28 protein-coding genes and 1 pseudogene are annotated in these 22,162 nt (G+C 59.7%); 28 read left to right on the top strand and 1 reads right to left on the bottom strand.

Annotation, left to right across the window (positions count from 1 at the left end):
• Window positions 1–380 precede the first annotated feature (380 nt).
• From rpsJ to LRP59_RS09495, 28 genes and pseudogenes are all read left to right on the top strand, one after another.
• Window positions 381–692, top strand: coding sequence for a 30S ribosomal protein S10 (rpsJ, locus tag LRP59_RS09640; RefSeq protein ID WP_002514870.1), 312 nt, complete (start codon window positions 381–383; stop codon window positions 690–692).
• 11 nt (window positions 693–703) lie between these two features.
• Window positions 704–1,375, top strand: a complete 672-nt coding sequence (gene rplC, locus LRP59_RS09635; protein WP_002514869.1) for a 50S ribosomal protein L3 — start codon at window positions 704–706, stop codon at window positions 1,373–1,375.
• Window positions 1,372–2,277 (top strand): 50S ribosomal protein L4, encoded by a 906-nt coding sequence (gene rplD, locus LRP59_RS09630; RefSeq protein WP_002514868.1) that lies wholly within the window; start codon window positions 1,372–1,374, stop codon window positions 2,275–2,277. The genes rplC and rplD overlap by 4 nt, the downstream gene beginning before the upstream one ends.
• The gene (gene rplW, locus LRP59_RS09625) at window positions 2,274–2,582 is read left to right on the top strand and encodes a 50S ribosomal protein L23 (RefSeq protein ID WP_002514867.1); all 309 of its coding nucleotides are present in this window, start codon (window positions 2,274–2,276) and stop codon (window positions 2,580–2,582) included. The genes rplD and rplW overlap by 4 nt, the downstream gene beginning before the upstream one ends.
• Before the next feature lie 26 nt (window positions 2,583–2,608).
• Window positions 2,609–3,445 carry a 50S ribosomal protein L2 gene (gene rplB, locus LRP59_RS09620; protein WP_002514866.1) on the top strand — a complete coding sequence of 279 codons (837 nt, stop codon included), beginning with the start codon at window positions 2,609–2,611 and terminating at the stop codon, window positions 3,443–3,445.
• A 15-nt stretch (window positions 3,446–3,460) separates the two neighbouring features.
• The gene (gene rpsS / locus LRP59_RS09615) at window positions 3,461–3,742 is read left to right on the top strand and encodes a 30S ribosomal protein S19 (RefSeq protein ID WP_002516048.1); all 282 of its coding nucleotides are present in this window, start codon (window positions 3,461–3,463) and stop codon (window positions 3,740–3,742) included.
• 17 nt (window positions 3,743–3,759) lie between these two features.
• A complete protein-coding gene (gene rplV, locus LRP59_RS09610; RefSeq protein ID WP_002514864.1) occupies window positions 3,760–4,221 on the top strand; it encodes a 50S ribosomal protein L22 in 462 nt (153 codons plus the stop codon).
• A gap of 1 nt (window position 4,222) precedes the next feature.
• Complete coding sequence (rpsC, locus tag LRP59_RS09605; RefSeq protein WP_002514863.1) at window positions 4,223–5,032, top strand: 30S ribosomal protein S3; 810 nt, start codon at window positions 4,223–4,225, stop codon at window positions 5,030–5,032.
• 1 nt (window position 5,033) lies between these two features.
• Entirely contained in the window at window positions 5,034–5,453 is a 420-nt protein-coding gene (rplP, locus tag LRP59_RS09600; RefSeq protein ID WP_002514862.1) for a 50S ribosomal protein L16, read from the top strand.
• Window positions 5,453–5,686 (top strand): 50S ribosomal protein L29, encoded by a 234-nt coding sequence (gene rpmC, locus LRP59_RS09595; protein WP_002514861.1) that lies wholly within the window; start codon window positions 5,453–5,455, stop codon window positions 5,684–5,686. Before rplP ends, rpmC begins: the two co-directional genes overlap by 1 nt.
• Before the next feature lie 2 nt (window positions 5,687–5,688).
• Complete coding sequence (gene rpsQ / locus LRP59_RS09590; protein WP_002514860.1) at window positions 5,689–5,961, top strand: 30S ribosomal protein S17; 273 nt, start codon at window positions 5,689–5,691, stop codon at window positions 5,959–5,961.
• A 589-nt stretch (window positions 5,962–6,550) separates the two neighbouring features.
• A complete protein-coding gene (rplN, locus tag LRP59_RS09585; RefSeq protein ID WP_002514859.1) occupies window positions 6,551–6,919 on the top strand; it encodes a 50S ribosomal protein L14 in 369 nt (122 codons plus the stop codon).
• Window positions 6,920–7,288, top strand: coding sequence for a 50S ribosomal protein L24 (gene rplX, locus LRP59_RS09580; protein WP_002514858.1), 369 nt, complete (start codon window positions 6,920–6,922; stop codon window positions 7,286–7,288).
• A complete protein-coding gene (rplE, locus tag LRP59_RS09575) occupies window positions 7,285–7,914 on the top strand; it encodes a 50S ribosomal protein L5 (RefSeq protein WP_002533365.1) in 630 nt (209 codons plus the stop codon). Before rplX ends, rplE begins: the two co-directional genes overlap by 4 nt.
• A gap of 7 nt (window positions 7,915–7,921) precedes the next feature.
• Window positions 7,922–8,107 carry a type Z 30S ribosomal protein S14 gene (locus tag LRP59_RS09570; protein ID WP_002514856.1) on the top strand — a complete coding sequence of 62 codons (186 nt, stop codon included), beginning with the start codon at window positions 7,922–7,924 and terminating at the stop codon, window positions 8,105–8,107.
• A gap of 158 nt (window positions 8,108–8,265) precedes the next feature.
• Window positions 8,266–8,673 carry a 30S ribosomal protein S8 gene (gene rpsH, locus LRP59_RS09565; RefSeq protein WP_002514855.1) on the top strand — a complete coding sequence of 136 codons (408 nt, stop codon included), beginning with the start codon at window positions 8,266–8,268 and terminating at the stop codon, window positions 8,671–8,673.
• A 28-nt stretch (window positions 8,674–8,701) separates the two neighbouring features.
• Window positions 8,702–9,244 carry a 50S ribosomal protein L6 gene (rplF, locus tag LRP59_RS09560; RefSeq protein ID WP_002514854.1) on the top strand — a complete coding sequence of 181 codons (543 nt, stop codon included), beginning with the start codon at window positions 8,702–8,704 and terminating at the stop codon, window positions 9,242–9,244.
• Window position 9,245: 1 nt separating this feature from the next.
• Window positions 9,246–9,629, top strand: a complete 384-nt coding sequence (rplR, locus tag LRP59_RS09555; RefSeq protein ID WP_002514853.1) for a 50S ribosomal protein L18 — start codon at window positions 9,246–9,248, stop codon at window positions 9,627–9,629.
• Window positions 9,630–9,653: 24 nt separating this feature from the next.
• Window positions 9,654–10,301 carry a 30S ribosomal protein S5 gene (gene rpsE / locus LRP59_RS09550; RefSeq protein ID WP_002514852.1) on the top strand — a complete coding sequence of 216 codons (648 nt, stop codon included), beginning with the start codon at window positions 9,654–9,656 and terminating at the stop codon, window positions 10,299–10,301.
• The gene (gene rpmD / locus LRP59_RS09545; protein ID WP_002514851.1) at window positions 10,301–10,483 is read left to right on the top strand and encodes a 50S ribosomal protein L30; all 183 of its coding nucleotides are present in this window, start codon (window positions 10,301–10,303) and stop codon (window positions 10,481–10,483) included. The genes rpsE and rpmD overlap by 1 nt, the downstream gene beginning before the upstream one ends.
• Before the next feature lies 1 nt (window position 10,484).
• Window positions 10,485–10,925, top strand: coding sequence for a 50S ribosomal protein L15 (gene rplO, locus LRP59_RS09540; protein WP_002521986.1), 441 nt, complete (start codon window positions 10,485–10,487; stop codon window positions 10,923–10,925).
• A 304-nt stretch (window positions 10,926–11,229) separates the two neighbouring features.
• Window positions 11,230–12,213: an ABC transporter permease gene (locus LRP59_RS09530; RefSeq protein WP_002514849.1), complete on the top strand. Its 984-nt coding sequence runs from the start codon at window positions 11,230–11,232 to the stop codon at window positions 12,211–12,213.
• A gap of 12 nt (window positions 12,214–12,225) precedes the next feature.
• Complete coding sequence (locus LRP59_RS09525; protein ID WP_002514848.1) at window positions 12,226–13,227, top strand: ABC transporter permease; 1,002 nt, start codon at window positions 12,226–12,228, stop codon at window positions 13,225–13,227.
• A pseudogene (locus LRP59_RS09520) lies at window positions 13,224–15,356 on the top strand (dipeptide ABC transporter ATP-binding protein). The gene LRP59_RS09525 and the pseudogene LRP59_RS09520 overlap by 4 nt, the downstream one beginning before the upstream one ends.
• Before the next feature lie 247 nt (window positions 15,357–15,603).
• Window positions 15,604–17,316, top strand: a complete 1,713-nt coding sequence (locus LRP59_RS09510) for an ABC transporter family substrate-binding protein (protein ID WP_002514845.1) — start codon at window positions 15,604–15,606, stop codon at window positions 17,314–17,316.
• Window positions 17,317–17,516: 200 nt separating this feature from the next.
• The gene (locus tag LRP59_RS09505) at window positions 17,517–19,223 is read left to right on the top strand and encodes an ABC transporter family substrate-binding protein (RefSeq protein ID WP_002514844.1); all 1,707 of its coding nucleotides are present in this window, start codon (window positions 17,517–17,519) and stop codon (window positions 19,221–19,223) included.
• A gap of 121 nt (window positions 19,224–19,344) precedes the next feature.
• Window positions 19,345–20,091 (top strand): glycerophosphoryl diester phosphodiesterase, encoded by a 747-nt coding sequence (locus LRP59_RS09500; RefSeq protein ID WP_002514843.1) that lies wholly within the window; start codon window positions 19,345–19,347, stop codon window positions 20,089–20,091.
• Window positions 20,092–20,170: 79 nt separating this feature from the next.
• Entirely contained in the window at window positions 20,171–21,529 is a 1,359-nt protein-coding gene (locus tag LRP59_RS09495) for an MFS transporter (protein WP_002520600.1), read from the top strand.
• Here LRP59_RS09495 and LRP59_RS09490 read toward each other — a convergent pair.
• Window positions 21,519–22,157, bottom strand: coding sequence for a hypothetical protein (locus tag LRP59_RS09490; RefSeq protein WP_002514841.1), 639 nt, complete (start codon window positions 22,155–22,157; stop codon window positions 21,519–21,521). The genes LRP59_RS09495 and LRP59_RS09490 overlap by 11 nt on opposite strands.
• Window positions 22,158–22,162 lie beyond the last annotated feature (5 nt).

The following is a 22,162-nucleotide window of genomic DNA, read 5'->3' as shown; positions in this document are numbered from 1 at the left end:
CCCAATGATCTTTTGAGGTCGGGCCCGGCCGCTGCAGCCACACCGGCCACTGCGGCCATGCGGTAGAGGTGTCACCACCAAGGTGAGTCCGCTGCCGGGCCCATGGAAGCGGGTCAGTATCGGATGACTGCCGACAAATCCACAGTGTTCACGGGGTCCTCGACGGCTAGTGAGCGGTGGTGTTCTGCAGTTTGCGATGCGCGACACACCCGAGCGCGTGGGTCGGAGGGGAGCGACGTGACCTTGCGGTTTCCGGATCTGCGGGATCGTGAGGTTGGGACCAATGAGGAGTTCGCTCCTCACGCCGGAACCCTCTGGGCGTACCGGACTCCCACGTCAGGGAATCTTGGACGCGGCAGAGACGAGTAGAAGGAACAACTGTGGCGGGACAAAAGATCCGCATCAGGCTGCGGGCCTACGACCACGAGGTCATCGACTCGTCGGCGCGCAAGATCGTCGACACGGTGACCCGCACGGGCGCTAAGGTCGCCGGCCCGGTGCCGCTGCCGACCGAGAAGAACGTGTTCTGTGTGATCCGTTCGCCCCACAAGTACAAGGACAGCCGCGAGCACTTCGAGATGCGCACCCACAAGCGGCTCATCGACATTCTCGAGCCGACCCCAAAGACAGTCGATTCGCTAATGCGTCTTGACCTGCCGGCTGGTGTCGACATCGAGATCAAGCTTCCGTGAGGTTGAGCACCATGACCAATGAACGCACTGTCAAGGGCGTGCTGGGCACCAAGCTCGGCATGACCCAGCTGTGGGACGAGCACAATAGGCTCGTTCCCGTGACCGTCATCCAAGCCGGACCGTGTGTCGTCACTCAGGTGCGCACTCCCGAGACTGATGGCTACTCCGCCGTCCAGCTTGGCTACGGGGCCGTCAAGGCGAAGAAGGTCACCAAGCCGGAGGCTGGCCACTTCGAGAAGGCTGGTGTGACCCCTCGACGTCACCTTGTCGAGTTGCGCACCGCCGACGCCTCCGAATACACCCTGGGCCAGGAGATCGCTGCTGACGTGTTCTCCGAGTCTGATTTCGTCGACGTCACCGGCACCAGCAAGGGCAAGGGCACCGCTGGCGTCATGAAGCGTCACGGTTTCGGTGGTTTGCGTGCTACCCACGGTGTGCACCGCAAGCACCGCTCGCCGGGCTCCATCGGCGGCTGCTCGACGCCAGGCAAGGTCATTAAGGGCCTCCGCATGGCCGGCCGCATGGGTGTCGAGCGCGTGACTGTCCAGAACCTGCAGGTTCACTCCGTCGACGCCGAGCGCGGGATCATGCTGGTCCGCGGCGCGGTTCCCGGCCCGAAGGGTTCCCTGCTCGTCGTCCGCAGTGCCGCCAAGAAGGCCGCCAAGAATGGGGATGCCGCATGAACGAGACCAAGACCATCGACGTCCTTGACGTCAAGGGCAAGAAGGCCGGATCGGCCGAGCTTCCCGGGGACCTCTTCGACGTGAATACCAACATTCCGCTGATTCATCAGGTCGTCGTGGCCCAGCTCGCGGCTGCTCGTCAGGGCACCCACGCTACGAAGACCCGTGGCCAAGTCTCTGGTGGCGGCAAGAAGCCGTGGCGCCAGAAGGGCACCGGTCGTGCTCGTCAGGGTTCGACTCGTGCACCGCAGTGGGTCGGTGGCGGCACCGTTCACGGTCCGCAGCCGCGTTCCTATGCTCAGCGCACCCCCAAGAAGATGGTGGCCGCTGCTTTGCGTGGGGCCCTGTCTGATATGGCTCGCGACAACCGCATCTTCGTCGTGACCTCGCTGGTTGACGGTGATAAGCCCTCGACTAAGCAGGCCAAGGTTGTGCTGTCCGGTGTGGCTGAGCTTCGTAAGGTGCTCGTCGTCCTGGACCGCAGCGACGAGATCGACTGGCTGTCGGTGCGTAACCTCTCCGAGGTTCACGTTCTGGCTGCCGATCAGCTCAACACCTATGACGTCGTCAACGCCCGGACCATCGTGTTCAGCCAGGCTGGCCTCGACGCTTTCGTTGGTGCCCGCAGCGCTAATACCCAGACCTTGACCGCTGAGCCTGAGGTCCCCGAGACCAATGTTGCCGATCAGCATCCTTACGGTGAGGACTCCTTCCGTGGTGACAACCCGCCGGCTGGTTTCGACATCAAGGGCAACGAGGACTCCATGAAGTTCCACGAGCCGTCGTCTCCGTGGTACGGGCGCACCATCGCTGAGGTGTGGTTCCGTTCCGCCGCGGCTGCTGAGGCCGCTGGCTTCGTCAACGCCGTTAAGTCCGACTCCGAGAAGGAGGACGCCAAGTGAGCGAGCTGAAGATCCGAGATCCCCGGGACATCATCCTCGCCCCGGTCGTCTCCGAGAAGAGCTACGGTCTGCTCGACCAGAACACCTACACGTTCGTGGTCAAGCCGACTGCTAATAAGACCGAGATCAAGATTGCGATCGAGCAGATCTTCGGTGTGAAGGTCACCTCGGTGAACACGATGAATCGTAAGGGGAAGGTACGTCGCACTCGCACTGGCGTGGGTAAGCGTCCCGACACCAAGCGCGCCATCGTGACTGTTGCCGAGGGTGATCGCATCGACATCTTCACCGGCCCGGTCGCCTGAGCCGCGAGAGAAGGAACGAAGTACCAATGGGTATCCGCAAGTACAAGCCCACCACTCCGGGCCGTCGCGGCTCGAGCGTGTCGGACTTCGTCGAGCTCACCCGCTCGACTCCTGAGAAGTCCCTGCTCGTTGCCAAGCCCAAGACGGGTGGTCGCAACAACACAGGCCGCATTACTACCCGTCACATTGGTGGTGGACATAAGCAGGCTTACCGCATCATTGATTTCAAGCGTTACGACAAGGACGGCGTGCCGGCCAAGGTTGCTCACATTGAGTATGACCCGAACCGCACCGCTCGTATCGCCCTGCTCCACTACGCCGACGGCGAGAAGCGTTACATCATCGCCCCTGACGGTGTTGGCCAGGGAACCGTCGTGGTGTCCGGCCCTGAGGCTGACATCAAGCCGGGTAATAACCTGCCGCTGCGCAACATTCCGGTCGGTACCACGGTTCACGCTGTGGAGCTGCGTCCGGGTGGTGGCGCCAAGATGGGTCGCTCCGCCGGGGCGTCGGTGCAGTTGGTCGCCCGCGAGGGTAAGTACGCCACTGTGCGCCTCCCCTCGGGTGAGATGCGCATGGTCGACATTCGCTGCCGCGCCACCATCGGTGAGGTCGGTAATGCCGAGCAGATCAACATCAACTGGGGTAAGGCTGGCCGTAACCGCTGGAAGGGCATTCGCCCGACTGTTCGCGGTGTGGTCATGAACCCGATCGACCACCCGCACGGTGGTGGCGAGGGCCGTACCTCCGGTGGTCGTCACCCAGTGAGCCCTTGGGGTAAGCCCGAGGGTCGCACCCGTAACAAGAAAAAGGCGAGCAGCCGTCTCATCGTGCGTCGCCGCAAGTCCGGCAAGAAGCGCTGATTGGGAGTCTGAGACATGCCACGCAGTCTGAAGAAGGGCCCCTTCGTCGACGAGCATCTGGCCAAGAAGGTCACTGCCCAGAACGAGGCGGGCACACACAACGTCATTAAGACCTGGTCGCGTCGCTCCATGGTCACCCCCGATATGATCGGGCACACCATCGGCGTGCATGACGGCCGCAAGCACGTCCCGGTTTTCGTGACCGAATCGATGGTTGGGCACAAGCTCGGAGAGTTCGCCCCGACCAGGACCTTCAAGGGTCACGTGAAGGACGATAAGAAGGCGCGCAGGCGCTGACGAGAGGGATCTGATTCATGAGCAAAACTGAGAGGCCCAGCCGTCGCGCCGCCCTGCTCGGCGATCGACCCGGCTCGTACGCTATTGCGCGTCACGTCCGGATGAGCGCCAGCAAGTGCCGTCGTGTTATCAACCTGGTTCGCGGTATGGACGCCGTTGATGCGGTGACCATGCTGAAATTCCAGCCGCAGGCCGCGGCCGAGCCGATTCGCAAGGTTATTGCCTCAGCCATGGCCAACGCCGAGCAGACCGAGGGCCTGCGTGCCGACGACCTGTACATTTCGCAGGCCTTTGTCGACGAGGGCATCACCATGCGCCGCATCCGTCCCCGCGCCAAGGGATCCGCTAGCCGGATTCTGAAGCGCTCCGCTCACATCACCGTGGTTGTCGAGCCCAAGGAAGCCCGTCGGGCCCGTAAGAAGGCCACGTCGGGTCGTCCGGCAGCTGCAGCCAAGTCCGAGACCGAGAAGGGAGCCTGACATGGGCCAGAAAATCAATCCCCATGGTTTCCGTCTCGGTGTGACGACCGATCACAAGACCCGCTGGTACGCCGAGAAGCAGTACGCCGAGCTCGTGGGTGAGGATGTCAAGATCCGAGAGTTGCTCCACAAGAATCTGGAGCGCGCCGGTCTTTCGTCCATCGAGATCGAGCGTCGCTCCGAGCGCGTGACCATTTTCCTTTACGCCGCCCGCCCGGGCATCGTTATCGGGCGCAATGGCGCGGAGGCTGAGCGCGTGCGCGGTGAGCTCGAAAAGCTCACCGGCAAGCAGATCCAGCTGAATATCCTCGAGGTTAAGAGCCCTGAGACTGACGCCCAGCTGGTCGCTCAGGGAATTGCCGAGCAGCTTGCTGCCCGTGTCGCTTTCCGTCGCGCCATGCGCAAGGCTCAGCAGTCCGCCATGAACGCCGGCGCTCTTGGTATTCGTATCAAGTGCTCCGGACGTCTGGGGGGCGCTGAGATGAGTCGTTCCGAGGGTTATCGCGAAGGCCGTGTGCCGCTGCACACCCTGCGCGCTGACATTGACTACGGCTTCTTCGAGGCCCGCACCACCTTCGGCCGCATTGGCGTCAAGGTGTGGATTTACAAGGGCGACGTCACCGGCACTCGCGCGGAGCGCGCTGCCCAGAAGGCTGCTCGCCAGGCTGCCCAGGGCGGTCGTGGTGGACGCGGTGGAAACCGTCATGGCCGGGGCGATCGTCCTGACCGTCGCGGTGGACGGCGTCGCGCCGAGGCCGCCAAGCAGTCTGCTGAGACTCCGGCCCCGCAGACCGAGAACGCAGGAGCCTGACATGTTGATTCCTCGTCGAGTGAAGTACCGTAAGCAGCACCATCCCAAGCGGACTGGCGCTGCTAAGGGTGGCACCCAGTTGGCCTTTGGTGACTATGGCATTCAGGCCACCGAGGGTGGGTACCTGACTAACCGTCAGATTGAGGCCGCCCGTATTGCTATGACCCGCTACATCAAGCGTGGTGGAAAGGTGTGGATCAACGTCTACCCGGACCGCCCGATGACCAAGCACCCTGCCGAGTCCCGCATGGGTTCCGGTAAGGGCACGCCTGAGTGGTGGATCGCCAACATCAAGCCTGGACGAGTTCTCTTCGAACTGTCGGGTGTGCCGGAGGAAGTGGCCCGCGAGGCCATGCGTCTGGCCATCCACAAGCTGCCGATGAAGGCTCGTTTCATCTCCCGTGAAGGTGGTGACAACTGATGCCGAAGCTTTCTGCTGCTGAGCTGCGCCAGCTTTCCGGTGAAGAGTTGCGCAACAAGGTTCGTGAACTGAAGGAGGAGCTGTTCGGGCTGCGTTTCCAGTCGGCCACCGGTCAGCTCGAGAACACGGCTCGCCTGCGTGAGGTCCGCAAGGATATTGCCCGGGTGTACACCGTGCTCCAGGAGCGCAACCTCAATATCGTCGACGATCCCGATTCCACTAAGGAGGCCTGAGTATGAGCGAGAACACCGCTGAGCGGACGACCCGCCGCAAGGTCCGTGAGGGACTCGTCGTGTCCGACAAGATGAATAAGACGATCACCGTCATGGTTGAGGATCGCGTCAAGCACCCGCTGTACGGCAAGGTCATGACAAAGTCCGTGCGCCTGAAGGCCCATGATGAGAACAACGAGGCCGGTATGGGTGACCGCGTTCGGATCATGGAGACTCGTCCGCTGTCGGCCACCAAGCGCTGGCGCCTCGTCGAGATCGTCGAGAAGGCCAAGTGATTGGTTGGTGAGGCGATCACCACACTGACGTCAAGGCGACCCATCCGAAAGGGTGGGTCGCCTTGTTGTGTGTGGGGACAGGGGGAGTAGCGCCTTGGTTTGCGTTTCGTAGTTAAGCTAAGGCGGGCTAGCGCTGGAGGAGCCAACCACAGCCAGAGGATCAATCTCAAACCAACGTTTCACCTTGTCCGCCAGCCGCTTGCGTGTGCGCTATGGTTCGTTACCGGTTCTGGATATTGGCGACCTGCACGTCTGCCCGGATGCTGGGGGTGGCTCGTGGGGTTGGCCCCATTCACTCACGACCCACGCGGCCATCTTCGATGAGCCAACGTGACGACTGGCAATCTGTCGCGACGAGAGTTAAACTGCTGAAGTTGTCTTGCGACTGTGCCCACCTTTAAGCACAGCGTGGAGCCCCGACTCTGCGGAGTCGAAGGTTACCGTGCGCCGCCCGAGGGTGGCGGGACCTCTCGCGGACGACAGCCGCGTACCCCCTGAGGTGCGGGTTGCCCTCTGGCAAAATCCAGAGGGTTCGTGTTCAACAGTCCTATCAGGCCCGGGAGGGAACCAGTGGGACAAAGGAGAAGACATGATCCAGCAGGAGACGCGACTTAAAGTCGCCGACAACACTGGTGCGAAGGAGCTTCTTTGCATCCGTGTTCTCGGTGGATCGAAGCGTCGCTACGCCTACCTCGGTGACACCATCGTGTGCACCGTCAAGGATGCCATCCCCGGCGGAAACGTGAAGAAGGGCGAGGTCGTCAAGGCCGTCGTCGTTCGGACCGTCAAGTCGCACCGTCGTCCGGACGGGTCCTACATCAAGTTCGACGAGAATGCTGCCGTCCTCCTTAAGGGAGACGGGGAGCCTCGTGGTACCCGTATCTTCGGCCCCATCGCCCGCGAGCTGCGTGAGAAGAAGTTCATGCGCATCGTCTCGCTCGCCCCGGAGGTGATCTGAATGAAGTCGCTCAAGATCAAGAAGGGTGACCGCGTCAAGGTCATCGCTGGCAACGACAAGGGCGCCATCGGCGAGGTCCTCTCGGTGGACCCGGCCCGTGAGCGCGTCGTCGTCGAGGGTGTGAACATTCGTAAGCATCATCGTCGCGACATGCCCACCCCACAGGGCGGCACCACTAAGGGCGGCATCATCTCGTCTGAGGCTCCGATCCACGTCTCGAACGTTCAGCTCGTGACCAAGATCGACGGCAAGGACGTCGTGACTCGCGTCGGTTACCGTCGCGTGGACGTCACCAAGCGTCGCCCCGACGGCTCTGAGTACGCCGCCCAGCGCAGCGTCCGCTACCTCAAGAAGGAGGAGGCCAAGTGAGCACCGACGCTATCGCGCACGAGATGCCTCGTCTGAAGAAGCAGTACCGCGAGCAGATTCGCGCTGCCATGCAGGAGGAGTTCGGCTACCGTAACCCGATGCTCATCCCCGGTCTTGAAAAGATCGTGGTGAATATGGGCGTCGGTGATGCCGCTCACGACTCCAAGGTTATGGATGGTGCTATTCGTGACATCACCGCCATCACCGGTCAGAAGCCGCAGGTTACTAAGGCTCGCAAGTCCATCGCTCAGTTCAAGCTGCGCGAGGGACAGCCGATCGGCTGCCACGTCACCCTTCGCGGGGACCGCATGTGGGAGTTTGCCGACCGTCTGCTGACCCTGGCCCTGCCCCGCATCCGCGACTTCCGTGGTCTCAACTCGAACCAGTTCGACGGCAAGGGTAACTACACCTTCGGCCTGTCCGAGCAGGTTATGTTCCTCGAGATTGACCAGGACAAGATCGACCGCATCCGTGGCATGGACATCACTTTCGTGACCACCGCGCAGACCAACGAGGAGGGCAAGGCCCTGCTCAAACACCTGGGATTCCCGTTCAAGGCGAAGGATGATCCGAAGAAGGCGAAGACCAAGCGCGGTCCCGCCTACTACGCCAAGAAGAAGAAGTGAGGATCTGATGGCCAAGACAGCTCTGAAGGTCAAGGCGGCCCGCAAGCCCAAGTTCGGTGTCCGTGCTTACACCCGTTGCCAGCGCTGCGGTCGTCCGCGCTCGGTGTACCGCAAATTCGGTCTATGCCGAATCTGTCTGCGTGAGATGGCCCACGCCGGTCAGCTCCCGGGTGTCACCAAGTCGTCTTGGTGACCGCGCGTCCGTCTAAGGATGCTGATCCACGGGCCCGATAAGGCCCCGGCGGGTTGGTAACCCGCCCCATACCTACCTGAACAACACAGAAGGTCCCGAGCCGGTCCCCACGGAGGCGGCATCAGGGAAACCGTTGTGAGAAAGAGGCCAAACCAGCCATGACCATGACTGACCCCATCGCAGACATGCTGACCCGTCTGCGCAACGCCAACCAGGCGTACCACGACCAGACGTCGATGCCTCACTCGAAGATTAAGGCGGGAATCGCCGGTATCCTCAAGTCCGAGGGCTACATCGCCGACTATAAGGTCAACGAACCCAAGGAGGGCGAGGTCGGCAAGACCCTGACCCTCACCCTCAAGTACGGCGAGAACCGCGAGCGTTCGATCGCTGGCGTCCGCCGTATCAGCAAGCCCGGACTTCGCGTTTACGCCAAGTCCACCGCCCTGCCGAAGGTACTCGGCGGCCTGGGCATCGCTATCATCTCCACTTCTCAGGGGCTGCTCACTGACAAGCAGGCCCATGAGAAGTCCGTGGGCGGGGAAGTCCTCGCCTACGTGTGGTGACCGTCGACGAGACAGATAGGAGTAATCAATGTCGCGCATTGGCAGGCTTCCCATCGCCGTCCCGTCCGGTGTCGAGGTGAAGCTTGATGGGCAGTACGTGGAGGTGAAGGGTCCCAAGGGAACCCTGAACTTCACCGTTCGCGAACCCATCACCGTGAGCAAGAATGATGAGGGCGCGATCCTCGTTGAGCGTCCTGACGATGAGCGTGAGAATCGCTCGTTGCACGGGCTGACTCGCACCCTCATCAACAATATGGTTATCGGTGTGACCGAGGGCTACGAGAAGAAGCTGGAGATCCAGGGCGTGGGTTACCGCGTGCTGTCCAAGGGCCCCAAGCAGCTCGAGTTCAACCTCGGTTTCTCACACCCGGTGATCGTCGACGCCCCGGAGGGAATCACCTTCGCCGTCGAGAACCCCACAAAGTTCTCGGTTCAGGGCATCGACAAGCAGGCCGTGGGAGAGACCGCGGCCAACATCCGCAAGATCCGCAAGCCGGAGCCCTACAAGGGCAAGGGCGTGCGTTACGAGGGCGAGAACGTCCGTCGCAAGGTTGGAAAGGCAGGTAAGTGACATGGCAAGCACCCTGACTGTTCGCAAGAGCCTGTCCGACCGCGCCAAGGCACGTGCTCGTCGCCAGGCCCGTGGTCGCAAGAAGATCTTCGGGACCGTCGAGCGTCCTCGCATGGTTGTGACCCGTTCGTCGAAGCATGTCTTCGTTCAGGTCATCGACGATGTTGCCGGCAACACTCTGGTGTCAGCTTCCACTATGGAGGCCGAGCTGCGCGAGATGTCCGGAGACAAGACCGCGAAGGCGGCCCGCGTCGGCACCATCATTGGTGAGCGCGCCAAGGCTGCTGGCATTACCAAGGTCGTGTTCGACAAGGCCGGAAACCAGTACCACGGGCGGATCGCCGCGCTGGCCGATGCGGCCCGCGAGGCTGGTCTCGACTTCTGACCCACGAAAGGCAAGTGAGCAACGATGAGTGGAACCCAGCGCCGCGGTGGCGGTGCAGGTGGTGAGCGTCGTGGCCGTGACAACCGTCGTGGCCAGAACGATCGCAACCGCAATCAGAACGAATATCTCGAGCGCGTCGTGGCCATTAACCGCGTCGCCAAGGTGGTCCAGGGCGGCCGTCGCTTTAGCTTCACGGCGCTAGTCGTCGTGGGTGACGGTGAGGGCAGCGTAGGCGTCGGCTACGGCAAGGCTAAAGAGGTGCCCGCAGCTATCGCCAAGGCCGTTGAGGAAGCTAAGAAGCATTTCTTCAAGGTGCCGCTGGTCGGTCGTACTATCACCCATCCGGTGATCGGTGAGAAGGCCGCCGGTATCGTGATGCTGCGTCCGGCTTCCCCTGGTACCGGTGTTATTGCCGGTGGCTCGGCCCGCGCTGTTCTCGAATGTGCCGGCGTGCACGACGTGCTCGCCAAGTCCCTCGGGTCCTCTAATGCGATCAACGTGGTTCACGCCACCGTCGATGCGTTGCAGCAGCTCGAGGAGCCTGAAGAGGTCGCCCGTCGCCGCGGCAAGTCCGTTGAGGAGATCGCCCCAGCAGCCATGCTGCGTGCGCGCAAGGAGGCCGACGAGGCCGCCGCTGCTGCCCGCATGGAGGAAAAGGCGGGGGTTAACTGATGAGCAAGCTGAAGATCACCCAGATCAAGTCTGGCATCGCTACCAAGCCAAATCATCGTGAGACCCTGCGCAGCCTCGGACTGAAGCGTATTGGTGACACGGTCATCAAGGAGGACCGCCCGGAGTTCCGCGGCATGGTCCGGACCGTTCGTCACCTCGTCACCATGGAAGAGGTGGACTGACATGGCTATTGAGCTCCATGACCTCAAACCCGCTCCTGGTGCCCACAAGGCCAAGACCCGCGTTGGTCGTGGTGAGGGTTCCAAGGGTAAGACCGCTGGTCGCGGTACCAAGGGCACCGGTGCACGCAAGAACGTGCCCGAGTTCTTCGCCGGCGGCCAGATGCCGATTCATATGCAGGCCCCGAAGCTGGGCGGGTTTCACAACCCGTTCCGCACCGAGTACCAGGTCGTGAACCTGGATAAGGTCGAGGCTCTGTTCCCCAAGGGCGGCAAGATTACTGTTGACGACCTGGTCTCCGTTGGTGCGGTGCGTGACAACGAACTCGTCAAGGTTCTCGGAACCGGCGAGCTGACCGTCAAGGTTGACCTTGTGGTTGACGCCTGGTCGAAGTCGGCTCAGGAAAAAATCGAGAAAGCTGGTGGCAGCGTTACCACACGCTGACCTCTTCTCGTCATAGATACGACCGCTTGACGACGGGAGGGATGGGAAACACAGTGTTTCTCATCCCTCCCGTCGTCTATCAACTGACAGCACAATTCCAGAGACGACGTACCTCACTTATTTAATCTCAACACATGGTCGCGGGGGCGAGGTGTGTGTATGATCACGCACACCGTGCGGCCCGCGTGCCGTGATGACCTCACACCTGTGTGGCGGCAAGTCTTGCCGCGCGGGACATCGTCACACTCGCCGGCGGCCCGCTTGCCATCCGAGCAGGCAATGCACACTGTGAGAAAGGACGATCGTGCTCAAATACGTGGTGCGTCGCCTCATTAATTATGTCGTGCTGTTGTTCATAGCAGTCTCTTTCGCATACGTGCTCGCCTCGTATGCCTTGGATCCGCGCAACGCCTTCGACCAGACGAATCCGAAGCTCAACTGGACGGCGATCAATCAGTCACTGACCAACTACAATATCAACCCCGACACCAGTATCTGGGTGCGGTACGAGCGATGGTTGAAGATGGTCTTCCTCCACTGGAACTGGGGCTGGACTCCACACGGCGACGCGATCAACTCCCTCATTGGCACCCGCATCGGTGTATCGGTTCGTCTGGTGATTTGCGGAACGATTATCGGCATGGTCGGCGGTGTTGCGATCGGTGCTTGGTCGGCGGTACGCCAATATTCGGCTGCTGACCGGATTGTGTCTTTCCTGTGCCTGCTGCTCATCTCAACCCCGACGATGGTGTTGGCGGTCTTGCTGCAGCTGGGCGCTATCCGCTTCAACCAGGTGACCGGAACCCAGTTCTTCCAATTCATTGGTGAGGTGGGCTCACACGGTAACTATTTCGGAGCGGAGTTTCTCAGCCGCATGCAGCACCTTCTGCTACCGACGATCTCGTTGTCAGCCTTGAGCCTGGCCAGCTACTCGCGGTATCAGCGCAACTTGATGCTCGATACCCTGGGTGCTGACTACGTCCGTACTGCACGGGCTAAGGGACTGCGCAAAGGGCGCGCAATCCGTCACCACGCTTTGCGTAATGCCATCATCCCAATGGCCACCTACTTTGCCTTCGGTGTCGCCAATATCTTCGTTGGCGCCACCATCTCCGAGCAGGTATACGCATGGAACGGTGTCGGCTCCTACTCGGTGATGTCGATCCAGCAGAACGACATCAACGGGTCGGTTGCGGTTGTTGCCTTCTCCGGTCTCTGCACGCTGACCGGTGCTTTGTTGTCCGACATCCTCATCGCGGTCATCGATCCGCGTGTCCGGGCTCGATGAGGAGGAGCCGTCATGTCTGAACCTACGAACAATTCCAGCGTCGAGCTCAATACCCCGAAGGTGGGTCCCAGCGCTCCGATAGAGGGCCCGGACGCCCTTACTGCATCCGAGCAGAAACACCGGCCGGGTCGCAACGAGCGTGACGGCAAGCACATGTCGCGGGGTCATTTGATCCTGCGTCGCTTCTGGCGTCCAGTCGGCTCGAAAGTGGGTGTTATCGGCTTGGCGCTGGTCGTCTTGCTTGCCGCCATTGGCCCCTACATTGCTAACTGGGATTATTGGGTGGTTGACGACAACGCTTTCCTCTCCCCGCCAGACCAGTACCACTGGTTCGGTACCAGCCAGGGTGGATTCGACTTGTTCGCTATGACCGTTGAGGGCCTGCGTAAGTCCCTCATCATCGGTTTTTGTGTTGCCCTGATCGTCGAGACCCTGGCCGCTCTCATTGGTTCCGCGGCAGCGTATTTCGGCAAGGTGGCGGAGAAGGCCATCCCCTGGTTCATTGATCTGTTACTGGTGATCCCGTCCTTCCTCATCATTGCCATCCTGAGCCAGCACACCTCTGGCAAGAGCACCTCGACGCTGCTGCTCATCGTGTTGCTGTCGGCCTTCAGCTGGATGCTGTCGGCTCGTGTCGTGAGAGCCATGACTTTGTCGGTGGTCAACCTTGACTACGTTACCGCTGCCCGGTTCATGTCAGTGCCGCCGTTCACGATCATCGTCAAGCACGTCATCCCGAACATCGCGAGTTATCTCATTATTGATCTCGCCCTCGGCGTGGTCGCGGCAATCATGAGCGAGACGGTGCTGTCTTTCTTCGGATTTGGTGTGCAAAAGCCAGAAACGTCTCTGGGCACCCTCCTAGGTGACGGTATGACGGCGGTGACAACCTCGCCGTGGCTGTTCATGTTCCCGGCTGGTGTGCTGGTCATCCTGCTGCTGAGCGTCAACTTCATCGGTGACGGCCTGCGTGACGCCGTCGATCCCTCCTCTAAGTCTGGTGGTAAGGCATGAGTAAGAAAACTGCCACGGCGGCACACCTTTCCGACGCCCTCCCCGAGCGTCAGGAAGGTGTGCCGGTCCTGCAGATCAGGGATCTCAACGTCCGTTTCCCCTCTGAGGATGGCGTCGTTCATGCTGTGCGTGGGGTGAACCTCACCGTCAACGCTAGCGAGGTTGTCGGGCTGGTGGGTGAGTCTGGATCGGGTAAGTCGGTCACCTCGATGTCGGTGATGGGACTGCTGGATGAGGGAGCTCGCGTCGAGGGGTCGATCAAGCTCCATGGCACTGAACTCTTGGGACGCGACGACAACTGGATGTCTGACGTACGCGGCAAGAAGGTCGCCATGATCTTCCAGGACCCGCTAAGTGCATTGACCCCCGTGTACACCATCGGTGACCAGATTGTCGAAGCTCTGCAGGTGCACTCGAAGATGTCCGACAAGGACGCTTGGGCGCGTGCCATCGAGCTGCTCGACTTGGTGGGGATTCCGAATCCCGAGGTGCGTGCCAAAGCTTTTCCGCACGAGTTTTCCGGTGGCATGAGGCAACGAGTCGTCATCGCCATGGCCATCGCGAACGACCCTGACCTCATCATCGCCGACGAGCCGACGACGGCCCTCGACGTGACCATCCAGGCCCAGATTCTCGATTTGCTGCGCGTAGCCCAGCGTGAAACCCATGCGGGCGTCGTTATGATCACCCACGACCTCGGTGTGGTAGCTGGTCTGGCTGACAGGGTTGCCGTGATGTATGCCGGACGCGTCATCGAGCGTGCCAGCGTTGACGACCTCTTTTACCATTCCCGTCACCCATACACGATCGGTCTGCTGGGCTCTCTGCCGCGGCCTGACCTCGACAAGGACAAACCGCTCACCCCGGTCGAGGGCAACCCTCCCTCCTTGCTCAACTTGCCTGCGGGTTGTCCTTTCGCCCCGCGTTGCCCGATGACGGTTGATGCGTGCCGCCAAAGTGAGCCGGAGTTGACGGATACCGATTTACCCGAACACGAGGCCGCGTGTATCCGGTATGGTGAGTTGATCGACCGTAGCTACGTCGATGTTTACCCTCAGCTCGGGCAGTGTAAGAGCCACTTCAAGGCCGTGCTGGGAACCTCAGACCGTGAGGCCTTGGAGGACGTTCTGCACGTCGAGAACCTTGTCAAGACGTACCCGCTTATGAAGGGTGCGGTCTTCAAGAGGCGCGTTGGCACAGTTCATGCTGTTGATGGCATCTCCTTCCGGATCAAGAAGGGCGAGACCCTTGGATTGGTCGGTGAATCCGGATGCGGGAAGACGACAACGATCATGTCGATCCTCGAGCTGGCCAAGCCTGAGGCTGGGAACGTCGTCGTCTTGGGCCATGACGCCGCCAAGATGAATGCGAGGCAGCGCAAGAGGACCCGTCAGGACCTCCAAGTCGTCTTCCAGGATCCGATGGCATCCTTGGATCCCCGGCTGCCGATCGTTGACATTATTGCTGAGCCACTGAAGTACAACGGTTACCCGAAGAACAAGATCCCGGAACGAGTTGACGAGCTCATGGCCCTGGTGGGTTTGGAACCTGCTCACGCCAATCGTTATCCGAGGAACTTCTCCGGTGGCCAGAAACAGCGCGTCGGCATCGCCCGTGCCCTGGCTCTCAACCCGAAGCTGTTGGTACTTGATGAGCCGGTGTCGGCCCTTGACGTGTCGATTCAGGCCGGTGTGTTGAATCTCTTGGAGGACTTGCGCGAGCAGTTGGAGCTGTCGTACCTCTTCGTTGCACACGACCTGTCGGTGGTGCGTCATATCGCCAACCGTGTGGCCGTCATGTACTTAGGACGAATTGTGGAGCTCGGCGAGGTTTCACAGGTTTTTGACCACCCGATGCATCCCTACACCTAGGGTTTGCTGTCGGCTATTCCGGTGCCGGATCCGGCCAGAGAGCATGACCGTCATCGCATCTTGCTGGAGGGTGACCTTCCCTCCCCAGCCGCTCCGCCGTCCGGATGTCCCTTCCATACCCGCTGTCCGAAGTTCAAGGGATTCGACGAGGCTTCCCAGGCCAAGTGCGTGGGGGAGCGTCCTGAGTTGCACTACTCGCAGCCGGATGTCGATCGCCGTGCTGCTTGTCACTTCCCCGAGGAGATTCGAGTGTTCTGAGGTGTGATGGCCGTGCGCAATGGGGTGGTGTCGTGACGGCACTACCCCATTCGTCTTGTCCAGAATCCGAACGGTGCGGAAAACCGGGGGAGCGCGGTCGACCCTGAACATCACGGTTGGATCAAGGAAAAGTCACGATTTTATAACGAAACCGCATTCTGATGTCGATTGTGGTCGCTGGGCCGGTGCTGGGGTGCAAAGCTCACTCTATCCCCGATCCGCATCACTAACTTTCCGGAGGTTTATCGTGCGCAAGACGTTGACGACCGCAGTTGCAGCGCTCGCCGTGGGCTCGCTTGCTCTGTCCGGGTGCGGACAGAAGAACCAGTCCGGCGGCGACCAGAATAAGGGTGACAAGACTACGTCGGCTAGTGCGCCGCTGGCTGCCCTCAATATCAAGCCCCGAGATCAGATCAAGGATGGCGGCACCCTCCGCCTTACCATCACCATGTTGCCGACTGGCTGGAACCCGATGCAGGTTGACAACAACACCGTTGACCTGAACGCGATCATCTGGCAGTTCATCGGCGTCAATAATTTCGATATCACCGAGGACGGCACCCCAAAGCCAAACCCGAACTACATCAAGTCGGTCAAAGTGGACACCAAGGGTGGTAAGCAGGTCGTGACCTTGCACCTCAACCGGAAGGCTAAGTGGAACTCGGGTCGCACCATTGACTACACCGATTACCAGGCCACCTGGAAGTCTTCCAATGGCGAGAACGACAAGTTCCTGCCTTCCACCACCGACGGCTTTAACCAGATTTCCTCGGTGGAGAAGGGCGACAAAGATACTGACGTCGTCATCACGTACAAGACGACCTACCCGGATTGGACGGCCTCATGGAGCAATGTGCTGCCTAAGGAGGGCGTCTCCGACCCTGACACCTTCAACTCTGGCTGGAAGAAGCCGAACCCTGACTGGTTCGCCGGCCCCTTCGTCCCCACCAAGGTGGACCAGGCCTCCAATACTCTGACCGTCAAGCGTAATGACAAATGGTGGGGCGACAAGTCGAAGCTTGATACCGTCACTTTCAAGGCGATGGAGGACGCTGCCAAGACTAAGGCTTTTGCTAATAAAGAGATCGACGTCGCCGACACCATCATCACCAAAGACGGCTACGAGACAGCCAAGAAGCGTGATGATGCCGATATGCGGGCCGCTGGTTCGCTGCAGTGGCGCCACTTCACCTTCAACGCTAAGTCGGCCAATCTCTCGGACAAGAACGTTCGTCAGGCTATCGTCAAGGGCATCAACCGTCCCGCTATCGCCAGGTCGGACCTTGCCGGTCTGCCGGTCCAAGCCGACTCGGTGATGCTCGGCAACCACTTCTTCATGCCGGGCCAGTCTGGTTACAAGGACAACTCCGAGGACTTCAAGTACGACACGAAGGCTGCTGAGAAGCAGCTCGACGAGGCTGGTTGGAAGAAGCAGGGTGATTACCGCGTCAAGGATGGCAAGACTCTGACCGTCAATTACGCTCAGTTGACTGGCGTCCCCACCTCCGAGAATGAGGGTGCGCTATTCAAGCAGGACATGGCGAAGATCGGCGTCAAAGTCAATCTCGTCAATACCCCGTCCAGTGACATGCAGAAGGTGTTGACGAACCATTCCTTCGACGTTATCGCTTTCACCTGGCAGGGCACCGCGTACCCGATGGCTAACGTCCGCCAGATCTATGGCGCTGCCGCGGAGGGGTCCAAGCAGCCGTCGCAGTCGAACTTCGCTCAGATCGTTGATCCCGAGATTGAAAAGCTCATCCCGAAGATTGACACCGAGATGGACGTCAACAAGCGACGCGAGCTGACCAATGACGCTGACAAGCATATTTGGGACGATGTGATGGTGCTACCGCTGTACCGCCGTATCATGTTCACCGGCACCCCGAAGAACCTCGCGAACTACGGTGCCGCGACTTTCCAAACCACCCGTGCTGAGGATGTCGGCTACGTCAAGTGATCTGATGGATTGCGGAGGGGCTCGGCATGGATTGCCGGGCCCTCCAATGTTCTTCCTCGACGATGTGGGGGGCGAATTGCCTTGCTGAGGGTGGTTTGATGATCTTCACGGTGGTTTCGTTAAGGTGTGATGTCCGGTTTTCGACGCAGAGGCCGGATGATGGCAGGAGCGTCCTGTCATTCACTTCACTGGAGGACATCTTGCGCAAGGCGATCGTGACCCCCGTGGCGGTGCTGGCCGTGTTGGTTATGGCACTCACCGGGTGCGGACAGAAGGACCAGTCTGGCGGAAGTAAGCAGTCGGGGGTGACATCGAAGTCGGCCCCCATGGCTCAACTTAATGTGGTTGACCGCGGTCAACTCAAGGACGGCGGCACGCTGCGTCTGGCCATCGAGCAGCTGCCGACAGAGTGGAACCCCCTGAACGTCAACGGCGACACCGCTGACTTGGGCACAACGATATGGCGGTTCGTGGGTGCCACCAACTTCGATATCACCGAAGACGGCGCCCCGAAGCCGAACCCGAATTACATCTCCTCGACGGACGTGGAGACCAAGGGTGGTAAGCAGGTCGTGACCTTGCACCTCAACCCGAAGGCTACGTGGAACTCGGGTCGCACCATTGACTACACCGATTACCGGGCTACCTGGAAGGCGAATAGCGGGTTCGCTCCGGACTTTCTGCCGGCTAGCACCGACGGTTTCAACCAGATTTCCTCGGTGGAGAAAGGCGCCAAGGACACTGATGTCGTCCTGACCTTTAAGACCACCTACCCCGACTGGACGACTGTCCTCAGCACGGTGCTGCCGAAAGAGGGCGTCAAAGATCCCCACACCTTCAACGACGGGTGGAAGACGCTGAACCCTGACTGGTTCACTGGCCCGTTTATCCCCATGAAAATCGATGAGGCGTCCAAGACTCTGACCGTCAAGCGCAATGGCAAGTGGTGGGGCGATAAGTCGAAGCTCGATACCGTCAGTTTCAAGGCGATGGACAGCGCCACCCAGACCAAGGCGTTCGCTAATAAGGAGATCGACGTCGCCTCAAACATCACCACTAAGGATGGCTATCGGACTGCCCAGAAGCGTCCAGATGTCGAGATGCGTCAGGCTGGCTCGGTGCAGTGGCGCCACTTCACCTTCAACACTAAGTCGACGATGCTGTCCGATAAGAAGGTGCGCCAGGCTATCGTCAAGGGCATTAACCGTCCCGCTATCGCCAAGTCGGACCTCGCGGGCATGCCGGTCAGTCCTGAGACCCTCATGCTGGGCAACCACTTGTTTATGCCGGGTCAGGCCGGCTACCGGGATAACTCTGCGGATTACAAGTACGATCCTGAAGCTGCTAAGAAGGGTCTGGACGAGGCTGGTTGGAAGAAGCAGGGTGATTACCGCGTCAAGGATGGTAAGACTCTGACCATTAATTACGCTCAGTTGACTGGCGTCCCCACTTCCGAGAACGAGGGTGCACTGTTCAAGCAGGACATGGCGAGGATCGGCGTGAAGGTCAATCTGGTCAACACCCCGAGTGATTCCTTCACCCAGACCTTGAGCAGCCACTCCTTCGACGTCATTGCTTTCACCTGGAACGGCACCGCGTACCCGATGGCCAACATCCGCCAGATCTATGGCGCTGCCGCAGAAGGGTCCAAGCAGCCATCGCAGTCCAACTACTCTCAGCTCCTCGATCCAAAAGTTGAGAAACTCATTTCGAAGATCGGCACCGAGTCTGATGTCTCAAAGCGCCGCGAGCTGGCTAACCAGGCTGACAAGACCATCTGGGATGACGTCATGACTTTGCCACTGTACCGACGTATGTCCTTCACTGCTGTTCCGAAGAACCTGGCGAACTTTGGTGCCTCCACCTTCCAGACCGTGCGCGCAGAGGATATCGGCTTCCAGAAGTGACGATGACATATCTGAGTTGAGAACCGTGCTGGGAAAGTTTTCCCGGCACGGTGTTTTGCAGGGTTCTGCTACAGTTATGCCGCCGACGTTGGCACAACTGTTATACCCAAGGAAATCTTGTATGTCTACTCAACGAGTTATTGCGCACCGAGGATTGAGTTCTCGTGCGCCTGAGAACACGATGTCAGCTTTCCGGGCGGCTGTGGAAGCTGGTATCAAGTGGATCGAGACCGATGTTGATATTATTGGTGACGGTACCGCGGTACTCATCCACGATAGCTCCTTGGATCGAACCACGAATTGCCGCGGTCGTTATAATGAGTTGACCGCCTCGGATCTACCTGCTATTGACGCTGGCAGATGGTTCTCGCCCCAGTTTATCGGGGAGCCGCTGCCGCGGTTAGCGGACCTCGTTGACTTCATGAATGAGAGTGGTGTTAACGCCAATATTGAAATCAAGTCGAACGAGGAGGGAGCTCGCAGTTCGCTTCAGTTACGCGATTCCGTGATCGCAGAGCTTGAAAGACTCGAGCCTGGACGCCAGGTGATTGTGAGCTCGTTCAACCATGTGCTGTTATCCAAGTTCAAGGAAGCGGCTCCGCAATGGGACGTGGCATGTCTTTATGAGACGGCGGCGCTCTATGACGATTGGCGTTCCATGCTGGAGCTTGTGGGAGCCACTTACATCCACCCCGAGGATTCTGCACTTACCGAGCGGAGTGTTGCGCAGTTCAAGGACGCTGGTTTTCGAGTCAACGCGTGGACGGTCAACCGCGCTGATCGTGCGAACCAATTGTTCAATTGGGGAGTCGATGGAGTGATATCCGACGTCCCAGATCTGCTGGTCGGCACTGTCGCGGCACATTAAAAAGTGGAAAGCCATGGAGACAACTGTTCCCTTAGCTGACCCGAACGTATCTGAATCGGGAAAAGGTAGCCGACTCCCAGTGTTTTTGCGAGGCGCGAGGGCGGTGCCGTTCCTCACGGTGGTACTGGCGGGTCAGCTGACCTATTCGGCATTCGAGGCTTTCAAGGGGTCACTTATCGTCCCTCTTACGGAGACTCTCGGAATCAGGATCGACCAATTCGGCATCCTGATGGGGTGGCTCGGCATCGCGATGTTCCTCTATGTGCCGGGCGGCTGGATCAACAACCGTTTCACTATTCGTTCGATTTTGTGCTCGTGGTGTGCGTGGCGTCTCGTCACTGGTCTCATTCTGTTCTCGATCCCCAACTTGTCCTTCGACGTCATGATCGTCATCGCGGCGTCGTGGGGTGTGTGGGACGCTATCGGGTGGCCAGCTGTGGTCAATGGCGTCGCCTTCATGTCCCAAGATGCGGACAAGAAGGGTCGGGGTTTGGCAATGGGTCTGCTGGAGTCAATTCGCCGCGGTGTCGAGTTTCTCATGAATGTCGTGGTGATTGGTGCATTGGCGCTTTGGTCTGGTCATACGACGACGGTGATGCGCGGATTCGCGATCGCCTACACTCTCGTTCTCGTACCACTCATCTTCGCGTTACTGCGTCGGGTCCCTAAGAATGCCGTGGCTGGTGACGCCGCAGGCAAGGGGGAATCAGCGAATGTGGAGGCGCTCAAGGGTCTGGTAGCAGTGCTGATAAAGCCTCGGGTGTGGCTTGCGGGCTTGGCTGGGTTGTGCGTTTACTGGTGCTACGTTAACCTCATTTACTCGTCTGCGCCCTACCTTTCGTTGGTCTTCAAGGCTTCTGATGCTGTGGCCGGCGCCTTTGGTATCTTCAATACTGGATTGTTGGGGATCATTTCCGGGCTGGTAGCCGGGGTACTCGCTGACTATCTGTTCAAGTCATCGACCAGGATGATGGGTATCGCGTTGCTGATTACTGCGATCGGTACTTTGGCGGTGAGGTTGTTGCCAGTTGGTGACGGGATGATGTGGCCAGCGATGATCCTGTTAATGGTCATGGCGTTCGGTATCTTTATGGGTAAGGCTGTGCTCTTGGCGCCAGTCGCTGAATTGAATCTTCCCGAGCACGTCAATGGGTCTGCGATGGCGGTGGGATCATTTTTGGCGTATGCCTCGATCTTTTGGGCTAACCCACTTACCGCAGGAATAATTGAAAAGCATCGTGGAAATGCCTATGTCGGATATCACCAGATCTTCATGATTACTCTTGTGGTGGCGCTGGTTGGTTCCATGTGTGCGGTTGCACTCGATCTGATGAACATGCGCGTCAAAAAGCGTGATCGTCAGGCGGTTGGTATTCACGCTGTTGGTGATGCCGCAACTTCGCCCGCGGAACTGGGTACGGTGAGCCTCAGACGATGATGACGGTCGCGACGAGCACTACAGTGACGCAAATCGTCATCCAATTGGGGTGCACGTGGATCTCGCCGTCGTAGGACTTCGTGCCTGAGCCTGTCGCCTCGTGTCCCTCAGCCGAAGCTACCGCACCAGATGGGTGACGCTCGATCCGTTCCATCTCGATAAGATGAGCTGTCGAATGAGAGTCGAGGGACCACCTCATGGGTGTCTCAGAGCCGATGATGATCTGCGGGATGTGATCGGCATTGCCCTTCATCGCGGTTGCTGTGCCACGAGCCGGGGCGGCCCACGCTGAGATCGTCCTCGGCTTGCGCATTCCCTCGGCATCCGGACGACGCTCAGCGGTGAGTGACAGGCCCCAACGTCCCGTTACTTCGGTGATCCGACGCCAGGGCACGTCCCAGATGCGGAACTGGTTGACGATATTTACCCCCTCGTCGTCGATCCGAATCTCGGCTACCCCCCAGATGATCCACACCAGCCACGCGAAGAGCAGTAGGGCGGGTAGGTTAGTCAATCCAGCGAGGCCAGACCTGATGAGGTCCAGGACCGTCAGCACGATGATCACCGCCACGATGACCCCGACGCCGATCCGTCCCCGGTGCGAGGAGATGATGATCGGCGGTCTCATGGCGC

The sequence above is a fragment of the Cutibacterium sp. 37298 genome, assembly GCF_023838685.1.
GTDB classification, from domain to species: Bacteria; Actinomycetota; Actinomycetes; order Propionibacteriales; family Propionibacteriaceae; genus Cutibacterium; species Cutibacterium acnes.
The sequence above is the reverse complement of the archived record's forward strand: the minus strand, read 5'-3'. Positions and strand labels throughout refer to the sequence as shown.

What these genes read in the sequence shown, in the direction of transcription:
- rplB (WP_002514866.1), top strand. Translation starts at nt 2,609, where the DNA reads ATGGGTATCCGCAAGTACAAGCCCACCACTCCGGGCCGTCGCGGCTCG.
- rplN (WP_002514859.1), top strand. Translation starts at nt 6,551, where the DNA reads ATGATCCAGCAGGAGACGCGACTTAAAGTCGCCGACAACACTGGTGCG.
- rpsH (WP_002514855.1), top strand. Translation starts at nt 8,266, where the DNA reads ATGACCATGACTGACCCCATCGCAGACATGCTGACCCGTCTGCGCAAC.
- rplC (WP_002514869.1), top strand. Translation starts at nt 704, where the DNA reads ATGACCAATGAACGCACTGTCAAGGGCGTGCTGGGCACCAAGCTCGGC.
- rpmC (WP_002514861.1), top strand. Translation starts at nt 5,453, where the DNA reads ATGCCGAAGCTTTCTGCTGCTGAGCTGCGCCAGCTTTCCGGTGAAGAG.
- LRP59_RS09570 (WP_002514856.1), top strand. Translation starts at nt 7,922, where the DNA reads ATGGCCAAGACAGCTCTGAAGGTCAAGGCGGCCCGCAAGCCCAAGTTC.
- rpsC (WP_002514863.1), top strand. Translation starts at nt 4,223, where the DNA reads ATGGGCCAGAAAATCAATCCCCATGGTTTCCGTCTCGGTGTGACGACC.
- rpmD (WP_002514851.1), top strand. Translation starts at nt 10,301, where the DNA reads ATGAGCAAGCTGAAGATCACCCAGATCAAGTCTGGCATCGCTACCAAG.
- rplX (WP_002514858.1), top strand. Translation starts at nt 6,920, where the DNA reads ATGAAGTCGCTCAAGATCAAGAAGGGTGACCGCGTCAAGGTCATCGCT.
- LRP59_RS09525 (WP_002514848.1), top strand. Translation starts at nt 12,226, where the DNA reads ATGTCTGAACCTACGAACAATTCCAGCGTCGAGCTCAATACCCCGAAG.
- rpsE (WP_002514852.1), top strand. Translation starts at nt 9,654, where the DNA reads ATGAGTGGAACCCAGCGCCGCGGTGGCGGTGCAGGTGGTGAGCGTCGT.
- rplF (WP_002514854.1), top strand. Translation starts at nt 8,702, where the DNA reads ATGTCGCGCATTGGCAGGCTTCCCATCGCCGTCCCGTCCGGTGTCGAG.
- rplD (WP_002514868.1), top strand. Translation starts at nt 1,372, where the DNA reads ATGAACGAGACCAAGACCATCGACGTCCTTGACGTCAAGGGCAAGAAG.
- rpsQ (WP_002514860.1), top strand. Translation starts at nt 5,689, where the DNA reads ATGAGCGAGAACACCGCTGAGCGGACGACCCGCCGCAAGGTCCGTGAG.
- rplV (WP_002514864.1), top strand. Translation starts at nt 3,760, where the DNA reads ATGAGCAAAACTGAGAGGCCCAGCCGTCGCGCCGCCCTGCTCGGCGAT.
- LRP59_RS09500 (WP_002514843.1), top strand. Translation starts at nt 19,345, where the DNA reads ATGTCTACTCAACGAGTTATTGCGCACCGAGGATTGAGTTCTCGTGCG.
- rplP (WP_002514862.1), top strand. Translation starts at nt 5,034, where the DNA reads ATGTTGATTCCTCGTCGAGTGAAGTACCGTAAGCAGCACCATCCCAAG.
- rplO (WP_002521986.1), top strand. Translation starts at nt 10,485, where the DNA reads ATGGCTATTGAGCTCCATGACCTCAAACCCGCTCCTGGTGCCCACAAG.
- LRP59_RS09490 (WP_002514841.1), bottom strand. Translation starts at nt 22,157, where the DNA reads ATGAGACCGCCGATCATCATCTCCTCGCACCGGGGACGGATCGGCGTC.
- rpsS (WP_002516048.1), top strand. Translation starts at nt 3,461, where the DNA reads ATGCCACGCAGTCTGAAGAAGGGCCCCTTCGTCGACGAGCATCTGGCC.
- rplR (WP_002514853.1), top strand. Translation starts at nt 9,246, where the DNA reads ATGGCAAGCACCCTGACTGTTCGCAAGAGCCTGTCCGACCGCGCCAAG.